The sequence below is a fragment of the Nonomuraea glycinis genome (genome assembly GCF_014646515.1).
GTDB lineage: Bacteria > Actinomycetota > Actinomycetes > Streptosporangiales > Streptosporangiaceae > Nonomuraea > Nonomuraea glycinis.
This window is the reverse complement of sequence record NZ_BMNK01000006.1, coordinates 269,509-289,263: the sequence shown is the minus strand read 5'-3', so window position 1 is coordinate 289,263 and position 19,755 is coordinate 269,509. Positions and strand designations below refer to the sequence as shown.

The window sequence follows — 19,755 nt, the reverse complement described above, 5'->3', positions numbered from 1 at the left end:
GCAATGCGTGAAGGCCAAGGCTTTCGGTGGACTTCGGTAATGTTGCCCCGTGACAATGCCCGAGAACGGCGACGGGTCAGTGGCGGCCCTGACCCTGACATCGTCGACAGCGGCCGAGATCTCTGTGATCAAGGTCGACGGTGTCCTTGACGCCACCACGCGCGAACAGTTCGCCGACTACCTCTCGCTGGCCGGTCCGGATCTGATCCTGGACCTCGGTGGGGTGACGTTCATGGACTCGCGCGCACTGGGGCTGATCGTCCACCACTGGCAGACGAGCCTGACCTCGGAGACCAAGTTCGCCCTGATCGGTGTGGAATATTCGAAGTCCAAGGTGATGTGGATCACCGGACTGGCCCAGCGACTGCCGATCTACGACACCCTCGACGACGCCCTGGCCGCCATCGGCTAACGACGATTCTTCGTCTGATGCTCCTCGACCAGCAGGCGCGCCAGGTCAGCCACCTTCACCTGGTGATGCTGGGAGATCCGGCGCAGCTCCTCGAAGGCGGCCTCGGCCGTGCACCCGCTGGTCTGCATGATGATGCCCTTGGCCTGGTCGATCAGCGCCCGGCCGGCCAGGGCCTCCTGCAGCTGGGCGGCGTCGGTGCGCACCTCTTCGAAGTCCCACATGTTGGCCATGGCCACCCCGACCTGCTCGGTCAGCATGCCGGCGAGCGACTGGGCGCCCTGCGGGGAGAACGCGCCGCGGCGTACCGAATACAGGCCCACGATCAGCAGGACGGGGGACACCTCGATCGGGACCGCCAGGACCGAGCGCACGCCCCAGCGGGTGGCCAGAGCGGCGTAGCGCGGCCAGCGGCTGTCGGCGAGCACGTCGGCGACGGCGACGCGGTTGCCGGTCTTCCTGGCCTCGATGGACGGCCCTTCGCCCAGCTCACGCTCGCTTTCGACGAGCATGATGAGCTCGCTGTGCGAGCCCGACACCAGGACGCGATGGTCGCGCCAGTGCTCGGCCGAGCCGCCCGAGCAGCCGGGCACGCCGCCCGCCAGCGCCGTGGTCAGACCGCGCAGCACGCTCTCGGTCGAGGTGTCCTCGCCGAGCCGGCCGAGCGTCGCCAGATTACGGGCGAGCCCAGGAGTGATCATCGCAGTGGATTCCATAACATCAAGCCCCTACCCCTTATGGCGACCATTATCCCGTGTGGCGTAGCGTCGGAGGATGACCATGCCGGACCTCGATCACGCCCTCAACGCACTTGAGGGGCGTGTCTCGTCGTTGCGTGAGGCGAGGGCCGCATATCCCGCGGATCTCGGCCCCACCCTCGATGCCGCGCTCGCGGAGCTGGACACCGCCGCTGAGCTGCTGGCCGAGGCCCGCGAGCAGTTGGGCAAGGCGCCCCGGCGCTCCGCCGGGAAGAAGGACGGGTCGCAGCGGGAGCTGAAGCTGCTGCGCCAGGTGTTCCGGGCCTTTCCGGTGCCGGTCATCGTGCTCGACGGCGGCGGCATGGTCAGGCGGATCAACCCCGAGACCTCGCGGATGCTCGGCAGTCCCGACGGCTATCTCGTGGGCCGGTCGTTCCCGCTGCTGGTGGATGTGTCGCGCCGGGCGGCGTTCCGGTCCCATCTGACGTCGGTGCTGCAGATCGGGCAGCCGGCGGCGTTCGAGACCCGGCTGGCGCACCAGGGCAGGACGCACACGGTGCAGCTGGCGATCTCGCGGCTGACGATGCCGGGCGAGCCGCAGCAGATGGTGGCCGTGGTGGCGCTGCCGACGCAGGTGCAGCTGCCCGAGCCGGGCTCCCGGCGGCCCGAGCTGTCCGACGGCGCGCTGGTGATGGCCGCGGCCAAGCGCCAGGACCTGCTGGCCAGGATGGGCAGGCTGCTGCTGGACGAGGAGGCGCTCCGCCAGCCGGTCGCGCTGCCCAGAGCGACCCGGCTGCTGGCCGCCGAATGGGCCGACTGGGTGATCGCGGACATGGTCCGGGACGGGCTCCCCCGGCGCTCGGTGGTGGCCGGGCCGAAGAACCTCCCGGTGGCCGAGCTGACCCGGCAGGTCGAGGCGACCGCCCCGGCCGGCGCCCAGGTGGTGACGCAGGTGCTGGAGCGCCGCTCGGGCGTGGTGCACGAGATGGTCGACGACGAGACGCTGCTCGGGTTCTGCGCCGAAGGGCCGCTGCTGACCGTGATGGGCGCCGGGTCGCTGCTGTGCGTGCCGATCGGCGACGGCGACGGCGTGCTGACGCTGGTACGCGCCCACGACCGGCCCCCGTTCACGCTGGCGGACCTGAGCGTCATGCAGGACATCGGGATGCAGCTCGGCTTGGCGGTGCGCGCGCAGAGCAGCTTCCAGAGCCGTTCGCGGGCGGCCGACGCGCTGTCGGCCAGCGTCGCCCCGCGGAGCCTGCCGGACGTGCCCGGTTACGAGGCCGCCGCGGTCTACCGGCCCGGTTCGTCGGTCGGCGCCGAGTTCTACGACGTGTTCCCGGTCGGCGGCGGCTGGGGGTTCGCGCTGGGCGGCGCGGCCGGTAAGGGCGAGGAGGCCGCGTCGGTCAGCGCGATGGTCAGGGGCGGGCTGCGGGTGCTCAGCGTCTGGGAGTCCGACCCGGACCCGGTGGTGCGCAAGGTCAACAAAGCCCTGGTCGAGCAGGGCACCGGCCTGTTCGTGATGGCCCTGGCCGGATTCGTGAAGGGCCGCCGGATCCGCATGTCCTCGGCCGGCCACCACCCGGCGGCGCTGGTGCAGCCCGACGGCTACGTACGCTTCGCCGCCGGCGGCGGCGTCCCGCTCGGCATCGCGCCCGAGGCGGAGACCAGCACGGAGGAGATCACGCTGGCCGTCGGCGAGACGCTGGTGCTCTATTCGGAGGGCCTCATCTCCTCCAGGAACGAATTGGGCGAGCCGTACGGCGAGGAGCGGCTGGCGGACGTCCTGGGCAGATGTGCGGGGCAGGGGCCGTCCACCGTGGTCAAGGCCATCGAGGAGGACCGCAACGCCTTCTCCGCCGGGCAGGTCTGGGACGAGATCGTGGTGCTTGCCCTACGCGGTGTCTGATTCGGCAGGGTTTGCGAATCGGCAGAAAATGGGTATGGTCTTGCCGTAGACCGACGTGCCTAAGACGCAGGCACACCTTGAAGGCTTTTCAACGCTGAGGTGTGCCATGAATATCGCAATCGTCGCTTCCGGTTCCGGCAATAAGCGTCACCAGATCCTTTCGGTGGCCCGTGAGCTTGGACGTGAGCACCACGTCACGATCTACTCCCGCCGCGAGAGCGCCGACGGCAAACCCAGGACGAGGGTGGCCCCGGGTGTCACGGTGGAGCACATCGGTGTGGGACCGGCCCGCAGCTTGAGCCCGGCCGACGTGGTGCCGTTCCTCAACGACGTGGGCGACCATTTGATGAAGCGCTGGCAGCAGGACCGCCCCGACGTGATCCACGCGCACTCGTGGACCTACGGCCTGGCCGCGGTCACCGGCGCCAAGGGCCTGGACGTGCCGGTCACCCATACCTTCCACACCGTCGACGCGGCGCACCTGAAGCTGGAGCGGGCGCTCGGCCGCCGGGCCAGGGTGGTCATCGCGGGCTCGGGCGACGAGGAGTCGGCGCTGATCAGGATCGGCGTCCCGCGCAACCACATCGCCATCGTGCCCTACGGCGTGGACACCGAGCGCTTCCACCGCCAGGGCCTGACGGCCGCGCGCGGCGCCCGCAGGCGACTGCTGCACGTCGGCCCGCTCTCCCCCGACCGGGGCGCGCACACCATCGTCCGCGCGCTGCCTGGCCTGACGGACGTGGAGCTGGTCATCGCGGGCGGCCCCGACCCCGAGGAGCTCGAGGACGACAGGGACGCGCGGCGGCTGCGCGCCCTGGCCGAGCAGCTCGGCGTCGCCGACAGGGTGACGATGCTGGGCCAGGTCAAGCGCGCCTCGGTGCCCAAGCTGATGCGCAGCGCCGACGCCGTGGTGTCGGTGCCGCGGGAGGCCACGAGCGGCATCGTGGCGCTGGAGGCCATGGCCTGCGGCGTGCCGGTGATCGCCTCGGCCGTCGGCGCCCACCTCGACTCCGTCATCGACGGCGTCACCGGCCTGCTGGTGCCGCCGGACCGGCCCGCCAGGACCGCGCGGCTGGCCCGTGAGCTGCTCACCGACCCGACGCTGCGCACCGCGCTCGGCTACGCGGGCGCCGACCGGGCCCGCTCGCGCTACTCCTGGGAGCGCGTCAGTCAGGAGCTCCTGCGCGTGTACGAATCCGCCTGCGCGTAGCGAACCGGCGTCTTATATGGTCACCGCATGCTGATCCACCCCTGGGATGCGGGCACCGAGGACCAGGCGCTCGCGTACGTGAAGGACAACCAGTTCGGGCACCTGATCGCGGCCGGCCGGGGCCGGGACGTGCCGGTCGTGGTGCCCACCCAGTTCCTGCTCGTGGACGATCGGACGGTCTGGCTGCATCTGGCCAGGCCCAACCCCATCTGGCCCGCCATCGAGGAGAACCCCGCGGTTCTGCTGTCGGTGGCGGGCCCGTGGGCGTACATCGACGGCCGGTGGCGGGCCGAGCCCGGCACCGACCCCGCGCTCGGCGTCCCCACCACGTACTACTCCTCGGTCCAGCTCACCTGCCGGGCCGAGATCGTCGCCGACCCCGAGGGCAAGCTGGAGATCCTGCGCGCCCAGCTCGGCGACCTGGAGCCCGGCCACGGTGATCCGGCCGCCATGCCGCGGCTGCTGTCGGGGCTGCAGGGCCTGCGGCTGGCCGTGACGGAGATCCGCGGCAAGTTCAAGTACGACGGGCACAAGGACGCCGGGGTGCGCGAGCAGGTCGCCCGGGGCCTCACCGAGCGCGGCGGCCCCGGCGACGAGGCGGCCCTGCGCCACCTGGCCTGACCCTCAAGCCACCCGGCCTGACCCTCAAGCCATCCGGCCTGGCCTTCAAGCCCGGCCTGGCCTGACCCTCAAGCCCGGCCTGGCCCCCAGGCCACCAGGCCTGGCCCTCACCGCAGCCGGCCGGCCTTCAGCCCCAGGTGGACGGCGAGGCGGTCGTCGCCGTCGGACAGGTCCCGGTGGGTCAGCCGCTCGGCCTTGCCCAGGCGGTAGTAGAGCGTCTGGCGGTGGATGCCCAGCTCGGCGGCGGCCTTGTTGGCGTGGCCGCCCAGGTCCAGATAGGCCTCCACGGTCTGGGCCAGCTCCGGTTCGAGGGCGGCGACCTCGGCCGCCAGCTCCCGGAGATCGCCGGGACCGAGCCTGGCCAGCAGCCGGTGCACGCCGAGATCCTCCCAGCGGGCGACGGGGGCGAACCTCGGGAAGTGCTCGGCGATGCGCAGCGCCTGCTTCGCCTCCCGCCAGCTCTGCCAGGCGTCCGCCGGATCGGCCCGGGGCGCGCCGAGTCCCGCGACGGTGCCGTACGCGCGCTGGGTGGTCTGGGCGACCTCGGCGGCCAGGTGCGCCGGGGCGAGCAGCGCGACCGGTGAGCCGGCGCGGGCGAGCACGCCGCGCGGGAGCGTCCACAGGGCGGCGACCCGCTCCTGTGACTCGCGCACCGCGATCACGGTCACCGGGCCCGGCAGCTCGATCGAGACGTCGGCGCGCTCCTCGGGGTCGGCGGACAGCAGAAGTGTGAGGCTCCGGCCGAGGTCCTGGCGGCTTCTGGCCTCCTGGGCGAGCGCGGCGGCGGCCCTGGAGACGAGCGGCGCGACCCGCGCCAGCGCGTCGTCGGTCAGGCTGCCCGACTCCAGCAGCCACAGGTAGCCGTAGACGACGTCGCGGTGGCGCAGCGGCCAGCAGACCCTGGCCAGCACCTTGAGGTCGGCGTCGGCGGGGATGCGCACCGGGTCGTGCGCCCGGGCGATGCCGTAGCGCTCGAAGTAGTCGCGCACCTCCCCCGTGGCGCGCCGGCGCAGGATGGACTCCTGGCGGACGGTGTCGATGTCGCCGTGCTGCGCGCCGTACGCGAGCAGCCGGAACGAGCGGTCCTCCAGCGTCGCCGACGCGCCCAGCACCCGGGCTATCTCGTCGACGATCTCCTGCAGATCGGTGGCTTTGTACATATGTATGACAGCCTGCCACACCCCGCGTTACGCCCGTCAATGGCCCTGCCTGAACAGGCGTTTTAGGCTGAAGACATGTTGGGTCAGCTGCTGTTCGCCGCGTCCCGGAACGCGCTCGTGCGCCGCTCCGTGACCGCCTTCCCGCTCACGCGCAAGGTGGTCGACCGTTTCGTCGCCGGGGAGAGCGTCGCGCAGGCCCGCGACGCGGTCCGGCGGTTGTGCGGCGCGGGCCTCACCGTGACCGTCGACCATCTCGGCGAGGAGACCCGCGACGCGAGCGCCGCGGCCGCCACCGCGAGGGCGTACGTCACGCTGCTGGAGGCGCTGCGTCCGCTGGAGCTCGGGGGCAAGGCCGAGGTGTCGGTCAAGCTGTCGGCCGTCGGGCAGGTCCTGGACGAGACGATGGCGCTGAAGCACGCCCGCGAGATCTGCGCGGCCGCCGACGCCGCCGGCGCGACCGTCACCCTCGACATGGAGGACCACACCACCGTCGACTCGACGCTGCGCATCCTGCGCGAGCTGCGCGCCGACCACCCGTCGACCGGCGTGGCCATCCAGTCCTACCTGTTCCGCAGCGAGGAGGACTGCCGGGCGCTCGCCGCCGAGGGCACCCGCGTACGGCTGGTCAAGGGCGCCTACAACGAGCCCGCCTCCGTCGCCCACCAGAGCAGCACCGAGGTGGACAAGGCGTATGTGCGGTGCCTGCGCATCCTCATGTCGGGGAAGGGGTACCCCATGGTGGCGACGCACGACGACCGGATGATCTCCATCACCGAGCTGTTCGCCGACCGCTACGGCCGCTCCCGGGGCGACTACGAGTATCAGATGCTGTACGGCATCCGCACCGACCGGCAGGAGGCCCTGGCCGGGGCCGGTCACACCGTCCGGGTCTACGTCCCCTACGGCGGCGACTGGTACGGCTACTTCATGCGCCGCCTGGCCGAGCGCCCCGCCAACGTCGCCTTCTTCCTTCGTGCCCTTGGGGGTAAGTGAAAATGGACGCCATCAGCAACGTGCCGGTTCCCGCGAACGAGCGGATCTACGGTTACGCACCCGGCAGCGCCGAGCGCGCCGCGCTGGAGAAGCGGATCAAGGAGCTGGCCGGCACCACGATCGACCTGACCATGACCATCGACGGCGACCAGCGGCTGGGCGGCGGCACGCCCATCGACGTGGTGCAGCCGCACAACAAGGCTGCCGTCCTGGGGCGTATCAACGACGCTACGGCCCAGGACGTGCACGACGCCATCGCGAGCGCGCTGCGGGCGGCCCCCGACTGGCGGGCGCTGTCCTTCGACGAGCGCGCCGCGATCTTCCTGAAGGCGGCCGACCTGCTGTCCGGGCCGTGGCGGGCGACGCTGAACGCCGCGACCGTGCTCGGCCAGTCGAAGTCGGCGCAGCAGGCGGAGATCGACGCGGCCTGCGAGCTGATCGACTTCCTGCGGTTCAACGTCTCCTACGCCCGGCAGCTCTACGCCGACCAGCCGATCTCCTCGCCCGGGGTGTGGAACCGGATGGAGTACCGGCCCCTTGAGGGCTTCGTGCTGGCGATCACGCCGTTCAACTTCACCGCCATCGCCGGCAACCTGCCGACCGCGGCCGCCCTGATGGGCAACGTGGTGGTGTGGAAGCCGTCGCCGACGCAGCAGTTCGCGGCGCACTTCACCATGCGGCTGCTGGAGGCGGCCGGGCTGCCTCCGGGCGTCATCAACATGGTGACCGGCAACGGCCAGGCGATCTCCGAGGTCGCGCTGACCCATCCGGAGCTCGCCGGGATCCACTTCACCGGCTCGACCGCGACCTTCCAGCACCTGTGGGGCACGGTCGGCGCGAACATCGCCTCCTACCGCGGCTACCCGCGGCTCGTCGGCGAGACCGGCGGCAAGGACTTCGTCATGGCGCACCCGTCCGCCGACCCCGGCGTGCTCGCGACCGCGCTGATCAGGGGCGCGTTCGAGTATCAGGGGCAGAAGTGCTCGGCGGCCTCGCGCGCCTACGTGCCGCGCTCGGTGTGGAGCCGGATGCGCGACGACTTCGTGGCCACGGCCGAGTCGCTGACCGCCGGGGACGTGGCGGCGAACCTGTCGACCTTCATGGGCGCGGTGATCGACGAGCGGGCCTTCGCCAAGCACAAGGCCGCCATCGACCGGGCTCGTGAGGTGTCCACCATCGACGTGCTCACCGGCTCGTACGACGATTCACTCGGATATTTCGTGAAGCCGACCATTCTGGAGTGCGCCGACCCCACGGACGAGATCTTCGTCAAGGAATACTTCGGCCCGATCCTCGGCGTGCACGTCTATGACGACGGCGACTACGACGCGGTGCTGAACCAGATGGAGAGCATCGCGCCGTACGCCCTGACCGGGTCGATCATCGCCCAGGACCGTTACGCCATCGCGGCGGCCTCGGAGCGGCTGCGTTTCGCGGCGGGCAACTTCTACGTCAACGACAAGCCGACCGGCGCGGTCGTCGGCCAGCAGCCCTTCGGCGGCGCCCGCTCCTCCGGCACCAACGACAAGGCGGGCTCGATCTACAACCTGATCAGGTGGGTCAACGCCCGCACGATCAAGGAGACCTTCGTCCCGCCGACCGATCACCGCTACCCGCACATGGGCTGACGACCGATCCGTCCCGCGCCCTCGGCTCCACGAGAGCCGGGGGCGCGGGCGTACCACCTCAGCCGTTCACAGCAGCTTGTCCAAGGTGATGGGCAGGTCGCGGACGCGTCTGCCGGTCGCGTGGTGGACGGCGTTGGCGAGCGCGGCGGCGACGCCGGTGATGCCGACCTCGCCCAGCCCGCGCAGCCCGAGCGGCATGGTCGGGTCGGGCTCGTTCAGGTAGTGGATCTCGATCGGCGGGACGTCGGCGTGCACCGGGACGTGGTACTCGGACAGGCTCGGGTTCATGATCCGGCCGGTGCGCGGGTCGATGAGCGTCTGCTCGCTCATCGCCATGCCGATCCCCATCACGATGCCGCCCCGGAGCTGGCTGCTCGCCGTCTTCGGGTTGATCACCGTGCCGACGTCGAACGAGCCGACCCAGCGGGAGACGCGGACCTCGCCGGTGTCCGGATCCACCCGTACCTCACAGAAGTGCGCCCCCGTCGCGGCCTTCACCCAGCGTCGCCGGTCCCGGAGGAACTTCGTCATGAAACGGACCTGTCCGGCCACCGCCCCGAGCCCGGTGTCGGACCCGACCGCGGCATCGACCGAAGGCCGGCCCGCCCGTCCGAGAATGTCGGTGTACTTCTCCCCCACGCCCGGCTTGCCGATCTGGTAGAGCCCGCCGTCACGGGCTTCGAGGCGGTCCAGGCGTTGACCGCGCAGCGGCGACTCGCCCGACCGTCTGGCCAGGGCGAGCATCGACCGCTTCAGCTTGTCGCACGCGGCCAGCAGGGCGGTGGCCACGCTCGCGGTCTGGGTGGCGCCGCCGGCCATCGGCGCGATGGGCAGCTCCGAGTCGCCGTACTCCACCTTGACGGAGGCGAGCGGCACGCCGAGCGCGTCGGCGGCGATCTGCCCCTGTACGGTCGCCCCGCCCATCCCCATCTCCTGGAAGCCGCACCGCACCACGACGGTGCCGTCGACCGACAGCCGTACCGTGATGTTGGCGTTCAGTTGCACGGGCGGATGGTAGGCCGACGCGACGCCCATGCCGACCAGCCATCTGCCGTCCCGCATCGAGCCCGGCTGCGGCGTCCGCCGCGACCAGCCGAACTTCTCCGCCCCGAGCGCGTACGCCTCCCGGAGCATCCGGTTGGAGAAGTCCTTCCCGTCGAGTGGATTCTTGGCGGGCTCGTTGCGCATCCGCAGCTCGATCGGGTCGAGGCCGAGCTCGCCGGCCAGCTCGTCGACGGCCGCCTCCAGCGCGAAGGTGCCGATCGACTCGCCGGGCGCGCGCATGAACGTGTTCGGCAGCAGGTCGAGCTCGACGATGTTCTGCTGGAGCAGGATGGTGGCGGCGTCGTAGAGGTGCCCGGACGCGGCGGTCACCGGCTCGGGCCTGCCGCCGATCCTGCCGATCCGCGACACGCTGGTGTGGATCAGGGCGGTCATCCTGCCGTCGGCGTCCGCGCCGAGCGCCACCCGCTGCGCCGAGGGGGTGCGTCCGCCGACCGTGTGGTAGATGCTCTCGCGGGTGAGCACCATCCGCACCGGCCGGCCGGTCACCCGTGCCGCCATCGCGGCGAGGATGGTGCCGGCCCAGACCGAGCCCTTGCCGCCGAAGCCGCCGCCGACGTACGGCGCGATCACCCGCACCCCCGCCACCGGCACGCCGAATCTCAGGGCGAGATGCTTGCGCACCCAGTCGATGCTCTGCGTCGCGTCGTGGACGGTGAGCCGGTCGCCGTCCCACGCCGCCGTCGTCGCGTGCGGCTCGATCGCGTTGTGGTGGTACGGCGGCGTGGTGAACCGCAGGTCCACCGAGACCGGCGCCGCCGCCAGTGCGGCCTCCGCATCGCCCTTCTTCTCTTCGCCGGGCGATATCAGGTCGCCCTTGACCGGTGTGGCGTTCTTCTCCTCGGCCGCGAAGTCCACCGTGGCGGGGAGTTGATCGTAGGTGACCCGGACCAGGAGCGCGGCGTGGCGCGCGGCGTCCAGGGTCTCCGCGACGACGACCGCGACCGGCTGGCCGTTCCAGTGCACCTCGTCGGTGTTGAGGTAGTCGAGCGACGTGCCGGAGACCATGCTGCTCAGGTTCAGCGGGCTCGGCGAGAGCGCCGGTTTCAGCGCCGGCGCGTTCTCATGGGTGAGCACCGCCAGCACGCCTTCGACGGCGGACGCGTCCGCCGTGTCGATCGCGGTGATCCGGCCGCGGGCGACCGTCGCGTGCACCAGGGCGGCGTGCGCGAGGTCGGGATAGGGGTATTCGGCGGAGAACCGGGCCGTGCCGGTCGTCTTGGCCGTGCCGTCCACCCGGTCGATCGGCTTGCCGACGCTGAGTTCCTTCGCCTCGCTTCGGGGCGGGCTCGCCACCTCGGTCTGGGTCATGCCACGCTCCCGTCCAGCGCACGTAGCGTCGCCACGATCGCGCGCCGAGCCAATTCGATCTTGAATTCGTTCTCCGGCCGGCCGACCGCGGCGCTGAGCTCCGCCGCCGCCGCCCGCTGGTAGGACTCCTCGCCGGCCGGCGCGCCGAGCAGGATCCGCTCCGCCTCATGCGCCCGCCACGGCTTGGTGGCGACCCCGCCGAGAGCCAGCCGGACCTCCGACACCATGCCGTCCCGTACGTCCAGCGCGGCGGCGACGGAGACCAGGGCGAAGGCGTAGGAGGAGCGATCCCGCACCTTGCGGTAGCGCGACTTCGCCGCCACCGGCAGGGCCGGCAGCTCGACCGCCGTGACCAGCTCGTCGGCGGCCAGCTCGGTCTCGAGGTGCGGGGTGCTGCCCGGCAGCCGGTGGAAGTCGGCCAGCGGGATGCGGCGAGTTCCGCGTACGCTCTCCACCTCCACGATCGCGTCGAGCGCGGCCAGCGCGACGCACATGTCGGAGGGGTTCGTCGCGATGCACGACTCGCTCACGCCCAGGACGCCGAGATTGCGGTTGAACCCGCCGATCGCGTCGCAGCCGCTGCCCGGCTCGCGCTTGTTGCAGGCCGCGGCCGAGTCGTAGAAGTAGGCGCAGCGGGTGCGCTGCAGCAGGTTCCCGCCGACGGTCGCCATGTTCCGCAGCTGGCCGGACGCGCCGCTGAGCAGCGCCTGGGACAGCATCGGATAGCGTGTCCTGATCAGCCGGTCGGCGGCGAGGTGACTGTTGCGGACCAGCGCGCCGATCCGCACGCCGCCGCCGGGCAGCTCCTCGATCCCGGTCAGCGGGAGCCTGGTGATGTCGATGACCGTGTCGGGCGTCTCGATGTCCTCGCGCATCAGGTCGACGAGGTTGGTGCCGCCGCCGATGAACTTCGCGTTGGGGCTGGCCCCGATCGCGGTGATGGCCGAGGCGACGTCGGGGGCGCTCACGTACGCGAAGGATCTCATCGGGCGACCTCCTGGATGGCGTCGACGATGCCGTTGTAGGCGCCGCAACGGCACAGGTTGCCGCTCATCCGCTCCCTGATCTCGGCCTGGGTCAGCTCGGCGTCGGTCAGCTCTGCGTCGCCGTGCCGGTGCTCGGTCACGGCGCTCGGCATGCCGGCGGCGTGCTCGGCCAGCATGCCGATGGCGGAGCAGATCTGGCCGGAGGTGCAGTAGCCGCACTGGAAGCCGTCGTGCCGGACGAACGCCCGCTGGAGCTCGCCGTCGGTGACGCCTTCGATCGTGGTGATCTCGCGGCCGGTGTACTGCACGGCGAGGGTCAGACAGGCGTTGATCCGCTCGCCGTCGGCCAGCACCGTGCAGGCGCCGCAGGCGCCCTGGTCGCAGCCCTTCTTCGTGCCCATCAGGCCCAGGTGCTCGCGTAGCGCGTCGAGCAGGCTGACCTGCGGCGCGAGCTGGAGTGTCCGGTCAGCGCCGTTCACCCGCAGCCGTACCTCCATCGTGTGCCCGGCCGGACGCGGCCGTACCTCAGGATGCAACGTCACCGATTCTCCAATGATCAATGGTTATGTCAGGCTCAACCGCAAGGGAAACGCGGCGACTCGCGGCCCTGCTGCGAGCCCTCCGCCGCGGCTTGACGAAGCTGCTGTTCGACGAGGGCGCGCGTGGTGCGGGCCGCCCGCGCCTCGGCTGCCGCGAGGGGGGTCAGTTCGTCGCCGGGGACGCCCTCCTGCAGGAAGAACGCGAGGCCGTGGGCGGCGGAAGCCATGCAGATGAGCAGGTCGAAGGCGGCGGCCTCCGTGGTGGTGACCCGCCTCGCGATCGGCAGCAGCGTGTCGAAAAGGGCGTGGACGACCTCGGCCAGCTCGGGATGTCGGGTCTTGTCCAGGCCGGCGTTGAACATGATGTCGAAGAGCGCCTGCTCCTCGCGGGCGAAGCGCACGTACGCCGCGGCCAGGGCGGCCAGCTGCTCGGTGGGGTCCTCGATCCCCGACATGGCCTCCCTGAAGCGCCGATCCTGCTCGCGGTAGCCCTTGACGGCGAGCGAGGCGAGCAGGGCGTCACGATCGGCGAAGTGCTTGTACGGCGCGGCGACGCTCACCCCGGCCCGGCGACAGGCCTCCGCCAGGGTGAACCCATGCGGCCCACGCTCGGCGACAAGCACAAGCGCCGCCTCCTCCAGCGCCTTACGAAGGTCCCCATGGTGCTGCCCGGTACTACGCCGTCTGCCGATCACGCCATGAGGTTAACACTATTCACCTGTTGAGGTGAATAGCATTTACCTATTAAGGTTAACGAGATTTACCTATGGGAGACGTTCCTTCTGAGCCCCGAGCAGGCGCAGACGTCCGGCCCAGCTGATCATCCACCAGGCATCCGATCAGCCTCGCTATGCGACTTCTAGTGGCATACTTGTCTCATGGCCTTTCCACAGCCCGCAGACCCGACGGTGAAAAAATCGGTGACTCTTCGCCGTTCGCTCGCCGAAGAGATCGAGAGCCGGACCGGTCCTCGTGGGTTCTCCCACTTCGTCGACCAGGCGGCCGAGTACGGCTTGGCGCTCCTCAAGGCCGAGGAGATCGTCACCGATCACGAGCGCAGGGTGGGCCCGCTGTCCGATGAGGTCATGGAGGAAGCCCGGCGGGCATGGTCCGGCGAGTAGGGCGAGCGGGCGCTTCGTTCCCGACGCCCTTGTTCGTGCTGGACGCGCAGCCGTTCTCCCTCCTGGGAGAGGATGACGCCAAGATCGTGGCCCGGATCGCTGTCGCCCGGGAGGAAGGGTTCATCCCGGCGATCAGTGCCGTGACGCTGGCCGAGGTGCGCCGCTCAGGAGCGATCGGGAGGCGTCTCATCTGGCAGCGGGCGCACTTGACTGTCGTTCCCGTGACCGAAGCAGTAGCGGATCTCGCCGGCCTCCTGTTGGAGGACGCGGGCTTGGATGGACACGAGTGTGTTGTGGACGCCCTCGTCGTGGCCTCGGCCGCCGCAGGAAACGGTCCGGCCAAGGTGGCGTCCAGCGACGGTTCACACGTCCCCAAACTGATCGGCGCAGCCAGGCTCAGACGAGATGCGCCGATCGGATGGGTGCCGGTCTAAGCAGATCGAGTTCGTCACGGCCTGTCATGACGCTCCCAAGCCATGTACCGGATGGCCGAGCTGGTCACGCAGTCGTGCGCATTCGCGCACGAACCGGCTGCGGCCCCCGCTCGCCGCGTACGCCGTCACCTGCGGGATCGCGCCCCGCGCTCCCGCCCAGGTCGCCGTGTCCGCCGCGAGCGTCATCGCCTCGGTGTGCACGACGGCCGGTCGCTCGCCGGGGCCGGGCAACAGGGCGGGCAGCAGGGTGGTGAGAAGCCGCCAGATCGTGGCGTACGCGCCCTGCCGCGCCGCGTCCGTCAGCACCCGCACCACTGCCCGCTCCTCGAACCTCGGCGTGCGCCGGAGCAGCAGCGCGACCTGTTCGCCCACCGCCTCGGCCGGCAGATCTCCTCTGGCCGCCATCCGCAGCAGCAGCGGCGCCGCCTCCGGATGCCCGGCGGCCACGAAGTAGGCCAGGGTGAGGGCCATCGCCTCTCCCGTGGGCCCGTCCGCGTCGGCCAGTGCCGCCACGAACACCGGCGCGATCGTCGGGTGGAGCAGGAACCGCAGGTAGTTGGTGGCCACGACCTCCCGGTGCGACGGCAGGACCGCCGGCCACCAGCCCTTCTCGCCACCGTGGTCGTCCCAGCCCCAGCGCGTCGGCTCGCGCAGCAGCTCGTCCAGCAGTTCGTGGCCGGTCGGCTCGGCTCGCAGCCTCGGCCTCAACCGGATCTCCCACGGCCGGTGATCCGGCTCGTGCTCGTCGAAGTAGCGGTCGATGGCGCCGTCCAGGTAGCCCCACCGCAGGCCCGTCTCCGGGTCGGGCAGCCCCTCCCCCGCCAGCCAGGTGGCGGCGGTCGCGGCGGCCGGCGAGCCGACGCGCGCGGCCCTTCCGGCCGCGTCCGGGTGGCGTCCCCGGGGCAGCCGCACCAGTGCCTGCGCCAGGTCGGCGGGCAGCGGTTCGACGCCCGCCGCCGCGCACTCCGCCAGCCGGTCCACCAGCACGTCCGGGTCGAGATGGCCGGTCATGAGCGTGGGCGTGGCCAGCAGCACGGGCGGCAGCGTCCCCGCCCGCAGTCCCGCGTAGATCTCACTGAGCCGGTGCAGCACGAACATGTGCGGCGGCGAGACCTGCGACGGCTGCGGCAGGCGGTGCCTGCGGCGCGACTCCACCGCCGGATCAGGCGGCTCGGGCTTCATGAACAGCGGCCGGGGCCCGGAGTAGGCGATCCGGACGCGGAAGCCGCGTGGCTCGCCAGGCGCCGGCGGAGGGACGTGCAGCCCGTCGCGCATGGCCGCCACGCGCTCCTTGGACACGCCGAGCTCCAGCAACTGCTCGAAGATCTCCTCGCGTACGTGCTCGGGCACGTGCCCGAACGCTCGCTCCGGCTCGCTCTCCTCCTCCGGCTCCCCGTCCCCGTCGTCCTCCTCCTCACCGTCCGGTACGAGTCCGACGCGCACCCGGAAGCTCGCCCCCGCCCAGGGGTCGAAGGGCTCGGGTTCGGGCGGCCCGGGGTCGGTGCCGGGGGCCAGCACTTCCTGCGTCAAGGCGGTGAACCAGGATCGGGCGTCGACCCACCTGTCCTGCTGGAACAGGTAGGAGTTGTCTCCGCCGTGGCCGGCGGCCAGCGTGCGCCGCATCTCCTCCCGATCGCCGGCGGCCTGCCGTACGAACGCGGCCAGCCACCGCTCGTAGTCGGGCCACTGATACATGTTCCAGGGCAGGTGCAGGGTGGGCTCCGGGAACGGCTCGGGCGCGGGTGACGCGGGCAGCGGCGGTGGGGTGAACGCCTCGCGCTGTTCCTGGGCCGTCACTTCCCCGCCGTACACGGCCGCCACCCGCGTGCCGAGCGCCGCCGGCAGCATCGGCACGGCCTCGGCGACGGCCTCCCCGGCCGGGGCGAAGGCGGCGGCGTGCTTGAGCGCGATCCTGGCCGCCCGCCCCTGGACCTCGTAGGAGGCGTGCCCGAACGCCGTCGCGAGCGCGGGCGCCAGCTCGGCGGCGTGCGGCAGCTCCCGCTCCAGCCAGCGCAGGCCCTCCAGGGCGAGCTTGGCCTCGGGCCGGAAGGTCAGCGCGCCGATGGCCTCGACGACCTCGGCTTCCTCGTGCGGACCGCCGTACCGGACCTGGGCGAGCGCCAGCTCGGCGACCGTGCCGGGAGCGGCGGGCAGCAGCCGCAGGTAGTCGCGGACCCGGGCGGCGGCCTCCTGCGGCGTGGGGTCGAGCATCCGGTGCAGCCGGACGAAGAAGCGCAGGCCGGTCGCGTCCCCGCCGCGCAGGAAGCGGCGCAGGCAGCCGTCCAGCAGCTCCGCGCGCGACACCCGGCCGGTCTGCTGCAGCCGTCCGAGCAGGGACAGCCAGCGGGTGGGGACGGGCTCCAGGCGTTCCTCGCGCAGCACGCGACCGGCGCCCTCGGCTTCGAAGATCCGCGGCAGCAGCGGGCCGATCAGCGGGTCGTCGGCGGCCGGCCTGGCGCGGAGCCAGGCGGTCACGAGCGGGTCGTGCTCGGGCGGCGGGGCGCCGCAGGCCCGCAGCAGCGCCAGCGCCAGCGGGGCGTTGCGGTCGTCGGCCGTGCGGATCTTCCGGGCCAGCCGGACGGCCACCTCCGCCTGCCAGCCGGCCGGGCGCGCGGCCAGCACCCGGACCACCTCCTCCACCCCGGCCCGCCGGCCCGCGAACTCGCGCCGGGTCAGCCAGGCGACAGCGGCGGCGGGACCGGCCAGCACGCCCGCCCCCGCGATCCGCAGCACTTCCCCGTGCCCGTCGATCTCATCCCGCTCGCCGCTGTCCCACTCCCCCTCCCACTCCCCCTCCCCGTCGCCTTCGCCCTCGTCCTCGCCGAGCGACCAGCGCTCTCTCGCCTGGCGGTCGGCGGCCGCACGCAGGTCTTTACGCAGCTCCGGCAGACGCCGGGCGACCTCGGCGCGCTCGGCGTCGGACAGGGTGACCACGAGGTCGGCCAGACCGCGGGCGTCGCGGGCGGTGATGCGGTCGCGGACCTGCGCCCAGGCCGTCATGAGGTCACCTGTGCGGAAGTTGATGAACACGTCATGGACGGCAACATAGAGATCATCTCCGACAATCCGCGTCGACCAGGATGGGCGATCGTCGCGTCTTGATCAACTTTCTGGTGGCCCGCTAGGGTTGGGCGCCTTTGTTCGGATCTTGATCACTCGTTCCCGAGGATGTTCCCGTGCGCCGCTACCGTTTCGGCAGAATCGCCGCGTTCGTCGCCGCCGTCTACGTGGCCGCGGTCGTCGTGTCCGGCGTGCTCGCGCTGACCACCGGCGACCCGGCGCTGCTGCGCGAGATCGTCACCGGGGGCTGGGATCCGGACTTCATGCCCTACACCTGGTGGGTGGAGCTCCTCATGGTGGCGGGCGGGATCCTGCAGGGCTGGGCCTACTGGCAGGTGCTGCGCGGCCGGCCGGCCGGCGCGGCGGCCGTCAACGACAGGCCGGTACGGCTGCTGCGGGTGGCCCTGTATCTCAGCGTCGCCTGCACGCTGCTGTACCGGCTGCCGATCCCGTACGAGTGGTGGCTCGGCCTGCCCGGCGATCTGCTCGACTTCGCCGTCGTCTGGCTGTTCTTCGTCGTCCTCGCCGGCGCATTGCCCCGTTGGCTGCGGGTGCTGGGGCTCGTGGTGGGCTTGGTGGACGCCGCTATGGGAACGGCCGCCACCGTCGTCTACGGCCTCGGCCTGTGGTCCGCCGCGCCCTACGTCTCTCCGTACCAGCTCGGCAATGTCGTCTACCTGCTGTGGCTGGTGCCGGTCCTGGCCGGGCAGGCCAGGGACGCGCGCTGGTCCCGGGGGACCGTGCGCATCGGCATGGCCTCGGCGGTGCTGTCGCTGCTGTCGTCCGGCGGGCATTCCATCGTCTCGTTCGGCGGCTGGGGCGTCGACTACGACCTGGTGATCATGATGGTCCTGGGCATCCTGGGCGTCTTCGGGACGGTGTGGCTGGCCCGCTCCGCCCACGACCTGGGCGGCCCGCCGCCCGTACCGTCCCCGCCGCCTCCCTCCCGGGTCGCGCCGGCGCGGCCGTGGCCCCTCGCCGCCGTGGCCGTGGCGCTCCCGCTGATTCCCGCGGCCGTCAACCTCGCCGGTGGGATGCCCGTATGGACCGGCCCTCGGGGATGGGTCGACGACCTCTTCCACGGGTACGTGGGCTACCCGGCGACCGTGCTCTGGGTCGTCGTGGACGTGCTCGTCGGGGTCGGCGCGCCGGCCGTGCTGATCCTGGTCGCGGTCGTACGCAGGACCCAGCGACTGCTGCGCGTCACGATGTCGGCCCTGATCGTCGCGGCCGCGGCGGGCGTCGTCAGCGCGACCACCACCGAGCGCGAGGCGGACTGGCAGCTCATTCCCGACATGGCCGAGCAGCGGCTGGCCCTTTACCCGGGCGGGGTGTTCGACCTGAACGACAACGGCGAGGTCCTCTTCGGCCTCTCGCCGTCGTGGTACAGCGCCGCCCTGGCCGCCTCCGCCCTCGTGCTGCTCCTCCTGTACGGCGCCCCGCCCGCCGCCCGTCTGCGACACCACGTCCTCGTGACGGCGCTGGCCGCCTCCGTCGCCCTGTGCTTCCTGCCGGCCGCCGACCAGTCACGCGGCCCGGTCACCACAGCCAGGGACTGCTCACCACCCGAACCCTGGGAGACGAACGGCGAGCCGGTGGCACCCGAGCCGCTCACCGGCCCGCGCGCCTTCATTTGCGCGGTACGCCAGCGGCAGACGCTCGCGTTCGCCGCCACCACCCCCGACCAGGTGCTGCTCGACCACGGCCGCCGCCTGTGCGGGGCCTACACCCGTAACGACCCGCGCGAGCTGGCCCGCCTGCGGGACACGGAAGGGCTGAGCGTCGACCATCTGAGCGGAGTGCTCGCCGGGATCTGCCCGGCCGCGAACGCGAAGATCACCGCGGAGGCGGCCGCCCGGCAGCGCGAGTCCGAGGAGTTCGTCGCCGAGGAGCGGCGCAAGTGCGACGCCACCCCACGCCACCACCCCCTCATCCGGCCCGCCAAAGCGATCCGCCTCAAGGAGCCGGAGTGGCCGGAGGTGGGGCTGGGGCTGTACGACGAGCCCTCTGCCGAGGGTAAAAGCACCAGCGTCGGCCCGGTCAACGTCGCCCCCGGCCAGGTGACGGTGGGGACGCATCCCGACTTCCACGTGTGCGTCACGCTGGAGACCTACACGCGCCGCCCACCGGTCGAGACCAAGGGCTGGGACCATGTCGTCGAGGTCGGCTTCACCAACCGGAGCGGCGAGATGACGTTCACGGACAGCCTGAGCGGCACCGAACTGCCCGACCTGTCGCTCAACGGCCGCAAGGGGCACTATCGCATCCGCGTGCACCGGGCCTGGTTCCCCTGGAAGGGCGACGAGTACGGCACCCAGCGGCTGCTGATCATGGCGTACCCGGGACCGGGAGACAAGGCCGTCGTCCACCGCAAGCCCGCCAAGAACCGCTGACAGCCGTGGCCGTGGGGGTGGCATGTCTGGGGCTCACCGTGCTGCTCCTGAGCACTCGCTCCGCGCGGGTCGCCTTCCGGGCACTACGCAACCGATTCACGATCCGCTAGCGTCAGCTTCCGCGTATGTGCGCCGTCCACGTGCTTACACCGCCCGCTTGTCCAACACCATCCCCGCCTGGCGCCCTCATCCCCCGCAGATCAAGCCTGCCCGCATGGCAC

General features: G+C 71.6%; 16 protein-coding genes. 9 read left to right on the top strand and 7 right to left on the bottom strand.

What is annotated here, in order from left to right:
- Positions 1 to 55 precede the first annotated feature (55 nt).
- Positions 56 to 412 carry an STAS domain-containing protein gene (locus tag IEY87_RS19620; RefSeq protein ID WP_189140327.1) on the top strand — a complete coding sequence of 119 codons (357 nt, stop codon included), beginning with the start codon at positions 56 to 58 and terminating at the stop codon, positions 410 to 412.
- On the opposite strand, the gene IEY87_RS19615 is transcribed toward IEY87_RS19620, so the two are convergent.
- Positions 409 to 1,110, bottom strand: coding sequence for an ANTAR domain-containing response regulator (locus IEY87_RS19615; RefSeq protein ID WP_225277494.1), 702 nt, complete (start codon positions 1,108 to 1,110; stop codon positions 409 to 411). The two genes, IEY87_RS19620 and IEY87_RS19615, sit on opposite strands and share 4 nt — an antisense overlap.
- 73 nt (positions 1,111 to 1,183) lie before the next feature.
- Between IEY87_RS19615 and IEY87_RS19610 the strand changes: the two genes are divergently transcribed.
- The 3 genes from IEY87_RS19610 (at position 1,184) to IEY87_RS19600 (ending at position 4,847) form a co-directional block, all read left to right on the top strand.
- The gene (locus IEY87_RS19610; RefSeq protein ID WP_225277493.1) at positions 1,184 to 3,016 is read left to right on the top strand and encodes a SpoIIE family protein phosphatase; all 1,833 of its coding nucleotides are present in this window, start codon (positions 1,184 to 1,186) and stop codon (positions 3,014 to 3,016) included.
- Between the two features lie 163 nt (positions 3,017 to 3,179).
- Positions 3,180 to 4,226 (top strand): glycosyltransferase, encoded by a 1,047-nt coding sequence (locus tag IEY87_RS19605; protein WP_229699359.1) that lies wholly within the window; start codon positions 3,180 to 3,182, stop codon positions 4,224 to 4,226.
- A gap of 27 nt (positions 4,227 to 4,253) precedes the next feature.
- A complete protein-coding gene (locus tag IEY87_RS19600) occupies positions 4,254 to 4,847 on the top strand; it encodes an FMN-binding negative transcriptional regulator (protein WP_189140129.1) in 594 nt (197 codons plus the stop codon).
- 107 nt (positions 4,848 to 4,954) lie between these two features.
- Here IEY87_RS19600 and IEY87_RS19595 read toward each other — a convergent pair whose 3' ends face one another.
- Positions 4,955 to 6,007, bottom strand: coding sequence for a PucR family transcriptional regulator (locus tag IEY87_RS19595; RefSeq protein WP_189140128.1), 1,053 nt, complete (start codon positions 6,005 to 6,007; stop codon positions 4,955 to 4,957).
- Positions 6,008 to 6,082: 75 nt separating this feature from the next.
- On the opposite strand from IEY87_RS19595, the gene IEY87_RS19590 reads away from it, so the two are divergent.
- Together IEY87_RS19590 and pruA are read left to right on the top strand one after the other, a co-directional pair.
- Positions 6,083 to 7,000, top strand: a complete 918-nt coding sequence (locus IEY87_RS19590; RefSeq protein ID WP_189140127.1) for a proline dehydrogenase family protein — start codon at positions 6,083 to 6,085, stop codon at positions 6,998 to 7,000.
- A 2-nt stretch (positions 7,001 to 7,002) separates the two neighbouring features.
- Complete coding sequence (gene pruA, locus IEY87_RS19585) at positions 7,003 to 8,628, top strand: L-glutamate gamma-semialdehyde dehydrogenase (protein ID WP_189140126.1); 1,626 nt, start codon at positions 7,003 to 7,005, stop codon at positions 8,626 to 8,628.
- 66 nt (positions 8,629 to 8,694) lie between these two features.
- On the opposite strand, the gene IEY87_RS19580 is transcribed toward pruA, so the two are convergent.
- From IEY87_RS19580 to IEY87_RS19565, 4 genes are all read right to left on the bottom strand, one after another.
- Positions 8,695 to 11,001: a xanthine dehydrogenase family protein molybdopterin-binding subunit gene (locus IEY87_RS19580; RefSeq protein ID WP_189140125.1), complete on the bottom strand. Its 2,307-nt coding sequence runs from the start codon at positions 10,999 to 11,001 to the stop codon at positions 8,695 to 8,697.
- On the bottom strand, positions 10,998 to 11,987 hold the full coding sequence (locus tag IEY87_RS19575) for an FAD binding domain-containing protein (protein WP_189140124.1): 990 nt from the start codon (positions 11,985 to 11,987) through the stop codon (positions 10,998 to 11,000). The genes IEY87_RS19580 and IEY87_RS19575 overlap by 4 nt, the downstream gene beginning before the upstream one ends.
- A complete protein-coding gene (locus IEY87_RS19570) occupies positions 11,984 to 12,484 on the bottom strand; it encodes a 2Fe-2S iron-sulfur cluster-binding protein (RefSeq protein ID WP_189140325.1) in 501 nt (166 codons plus the stop codon). The genes IEY87_RS19575 and IEY87_RS19570 overlap by 4 nt, the downstream gene beginning before the upstream one ends.
- A 77-nt stretch (positions 12,485 to 12,561) precedes the next feature.
- Entirely contained in the window at positions 12,562 to 13,221 is a 660-nt protein-coding gene (locus tag IEY87_RS19565) for a TetR/AcrR family transcriptional regulator (RefSeq protein WP_189140123.1), read from the bottom strand.
- A 183-nt stretch (positions 13,222 to 13,404) separates the two neighbouring features.
- Between IEY87_RS19565 and IEY87_RS19560 the strand changes: the two genes are divergently transcribed.
- Both IEY87_RS19560 and IEY87_RS19555 read left to right on the top strand, forming a co-directional pair.
- Positions 13,405 to 13,647, top strand: coding sequence for a hypothetical protein (locus IEY87_RS19560; protein WP_189140122.1), 243 nt, complete (start codon positions 13,405 to 13,407; stop codon positions 13,645 to 13,647).
- Between the two features lie 35 nt (positions 13,648 to 13,682).
- Complete coding sequence (locus IEY87_RS19555; protein ID WP_225277491.1) at positions 13,683 to 14,081, top strand: PIN domain-containing protein; 399 nt, start codon at positions 13,683 to 13,685, stop codon at positions 14,079 to 14,081.
- 24 nt (positions 14,082 to 14,105) lie between these two features.
- Here IEY87_RS19555 and IEY87_RS19550 read toward each other — a convergent pair whose 3' ends face one another.
- Positions 14,106 to 17,081, bottom strand: coding sequence for a DUF7824 domain-containing protein (locus IEY87_RS19550; RefSeq protein WP_189140120.1), 2,976 nt, complete (start codon positions 17,079 to 17,081; stop codon positions 14,106 to 14,108).
- A 176-nt stretch (positions 17,082 to 17,257) separates the two neighbouring features.
- Here IEY87_RS19550 and IEY87_RS19545 point away from each other — a divergent pair, with 176 nt between their 5' ends.
- Positions 17,258 to 19,534 carry a hypothetical protein gene (locus IEY87_RS19545; RefSeq protein ID WP_189140119.1) on the top strand — a complete coding sequence of 759 codons (2,277 nt, stop codon included), beginning with the start codon at positions 17,258 to 17,260 and terminating at the stop codon, positions 19,532 to 19,534.
- Positions 19,535 to 19,755 lie beyond the last annotated feature (221 nt).

What these genes read in the sequence shown, in the direction of transcription:
- IEY87_RS19620 (WP_189140327.1), top strand. Translation starts at nt 56, where the DNA reads ATGCCCGAGAACGGCGACGGGTCAGTGGCGGCCCTGACCCTGACATCG.
- IEY87_RS19615 (WP_225277494.1), bottom strand. Translation starts at nt 1,110, where the DNA reads ATGATCACTCCTGGGCTCGCCCGTAATCTGGCGACGCTCGGCCGGCTC.
- IEY87_RS19610 (WP_225277493.1), top strand. Translation starts at nt 1,184, where the DNA reads ATGACCATGCCGGACCTCGATCACGCCCTCAACGCACTTGAGGGGCGT.
- IEY87_RS19600 (WP_189140129.1), top strand. Translation starts at nt 4,254, where the DNA reads ATGCTGATCCACCCCTGGGATGCGGGCACCGAGGACCAGGCGCTCGCG.
- IEY87_RS19595 (WP_189140128.1), bottom strand. Translation starts at nt 6,007, where the DNA reads ATGTACAAAGCCACCGATCTGCAGGAGATCGTCGACGAGATAGCCCGG.
- IEY87_RS19590 (WP_189140127.1), top strand. Translation starts at nt 6,083, where the DNA reads ATGTTGGGTCAGCTGCTGTTCGCCGCGTCCCGGAACGCGCTCGTGCGC.
- pruA (WP_189140126.1), top strand. Translation starts at nt 7,003, where the DNA reads ATGGACGCCATCAGCAACGTGCCGGTTCCCGCGAACGAGCGGATCTAC.
- IEY87_RS19580 (WP_189140125.1), bottom strand. Translation starts at nt 11,001, where the DNA reads ATGACCCAGACCGAGGTGGCGAGCCCGCCCCGAAGCGAGGCGAAGGAA.
- IEY87_RS19575 (WP_189140124.1), bottom strand. Translation starts at nt 11,987, where the DNA reads ATGAGATCCTTCGCGTACGTGAGCGCCCCCGACGTCGCCTCGGCCATC.
- IEY87_RS19570 (WP_189140325.1), bottom strand. Translation starts at nt 12,484, where the DNA reads ATGGAGGTACGGCTGCGGGTGAACGGCGCTGACCGGACACTCCAGCTC.
- IEY87_RS19560 (WP_189140122.1), top strand. Translation starts at nt 13,405, where the DNA reads ATGGCCTTTCCACAGCCCGCAGACCCGACGGTGAAAAAATCGGTGACT.
- IEY87_RS19550 (WP_189140120.1), bottom strand. Translation starts at nt 17,081, where the DNA reads ATGACGGCCTGGGCGCAGGTCCGCGACCGCATCACCGCCCGCGACGCC.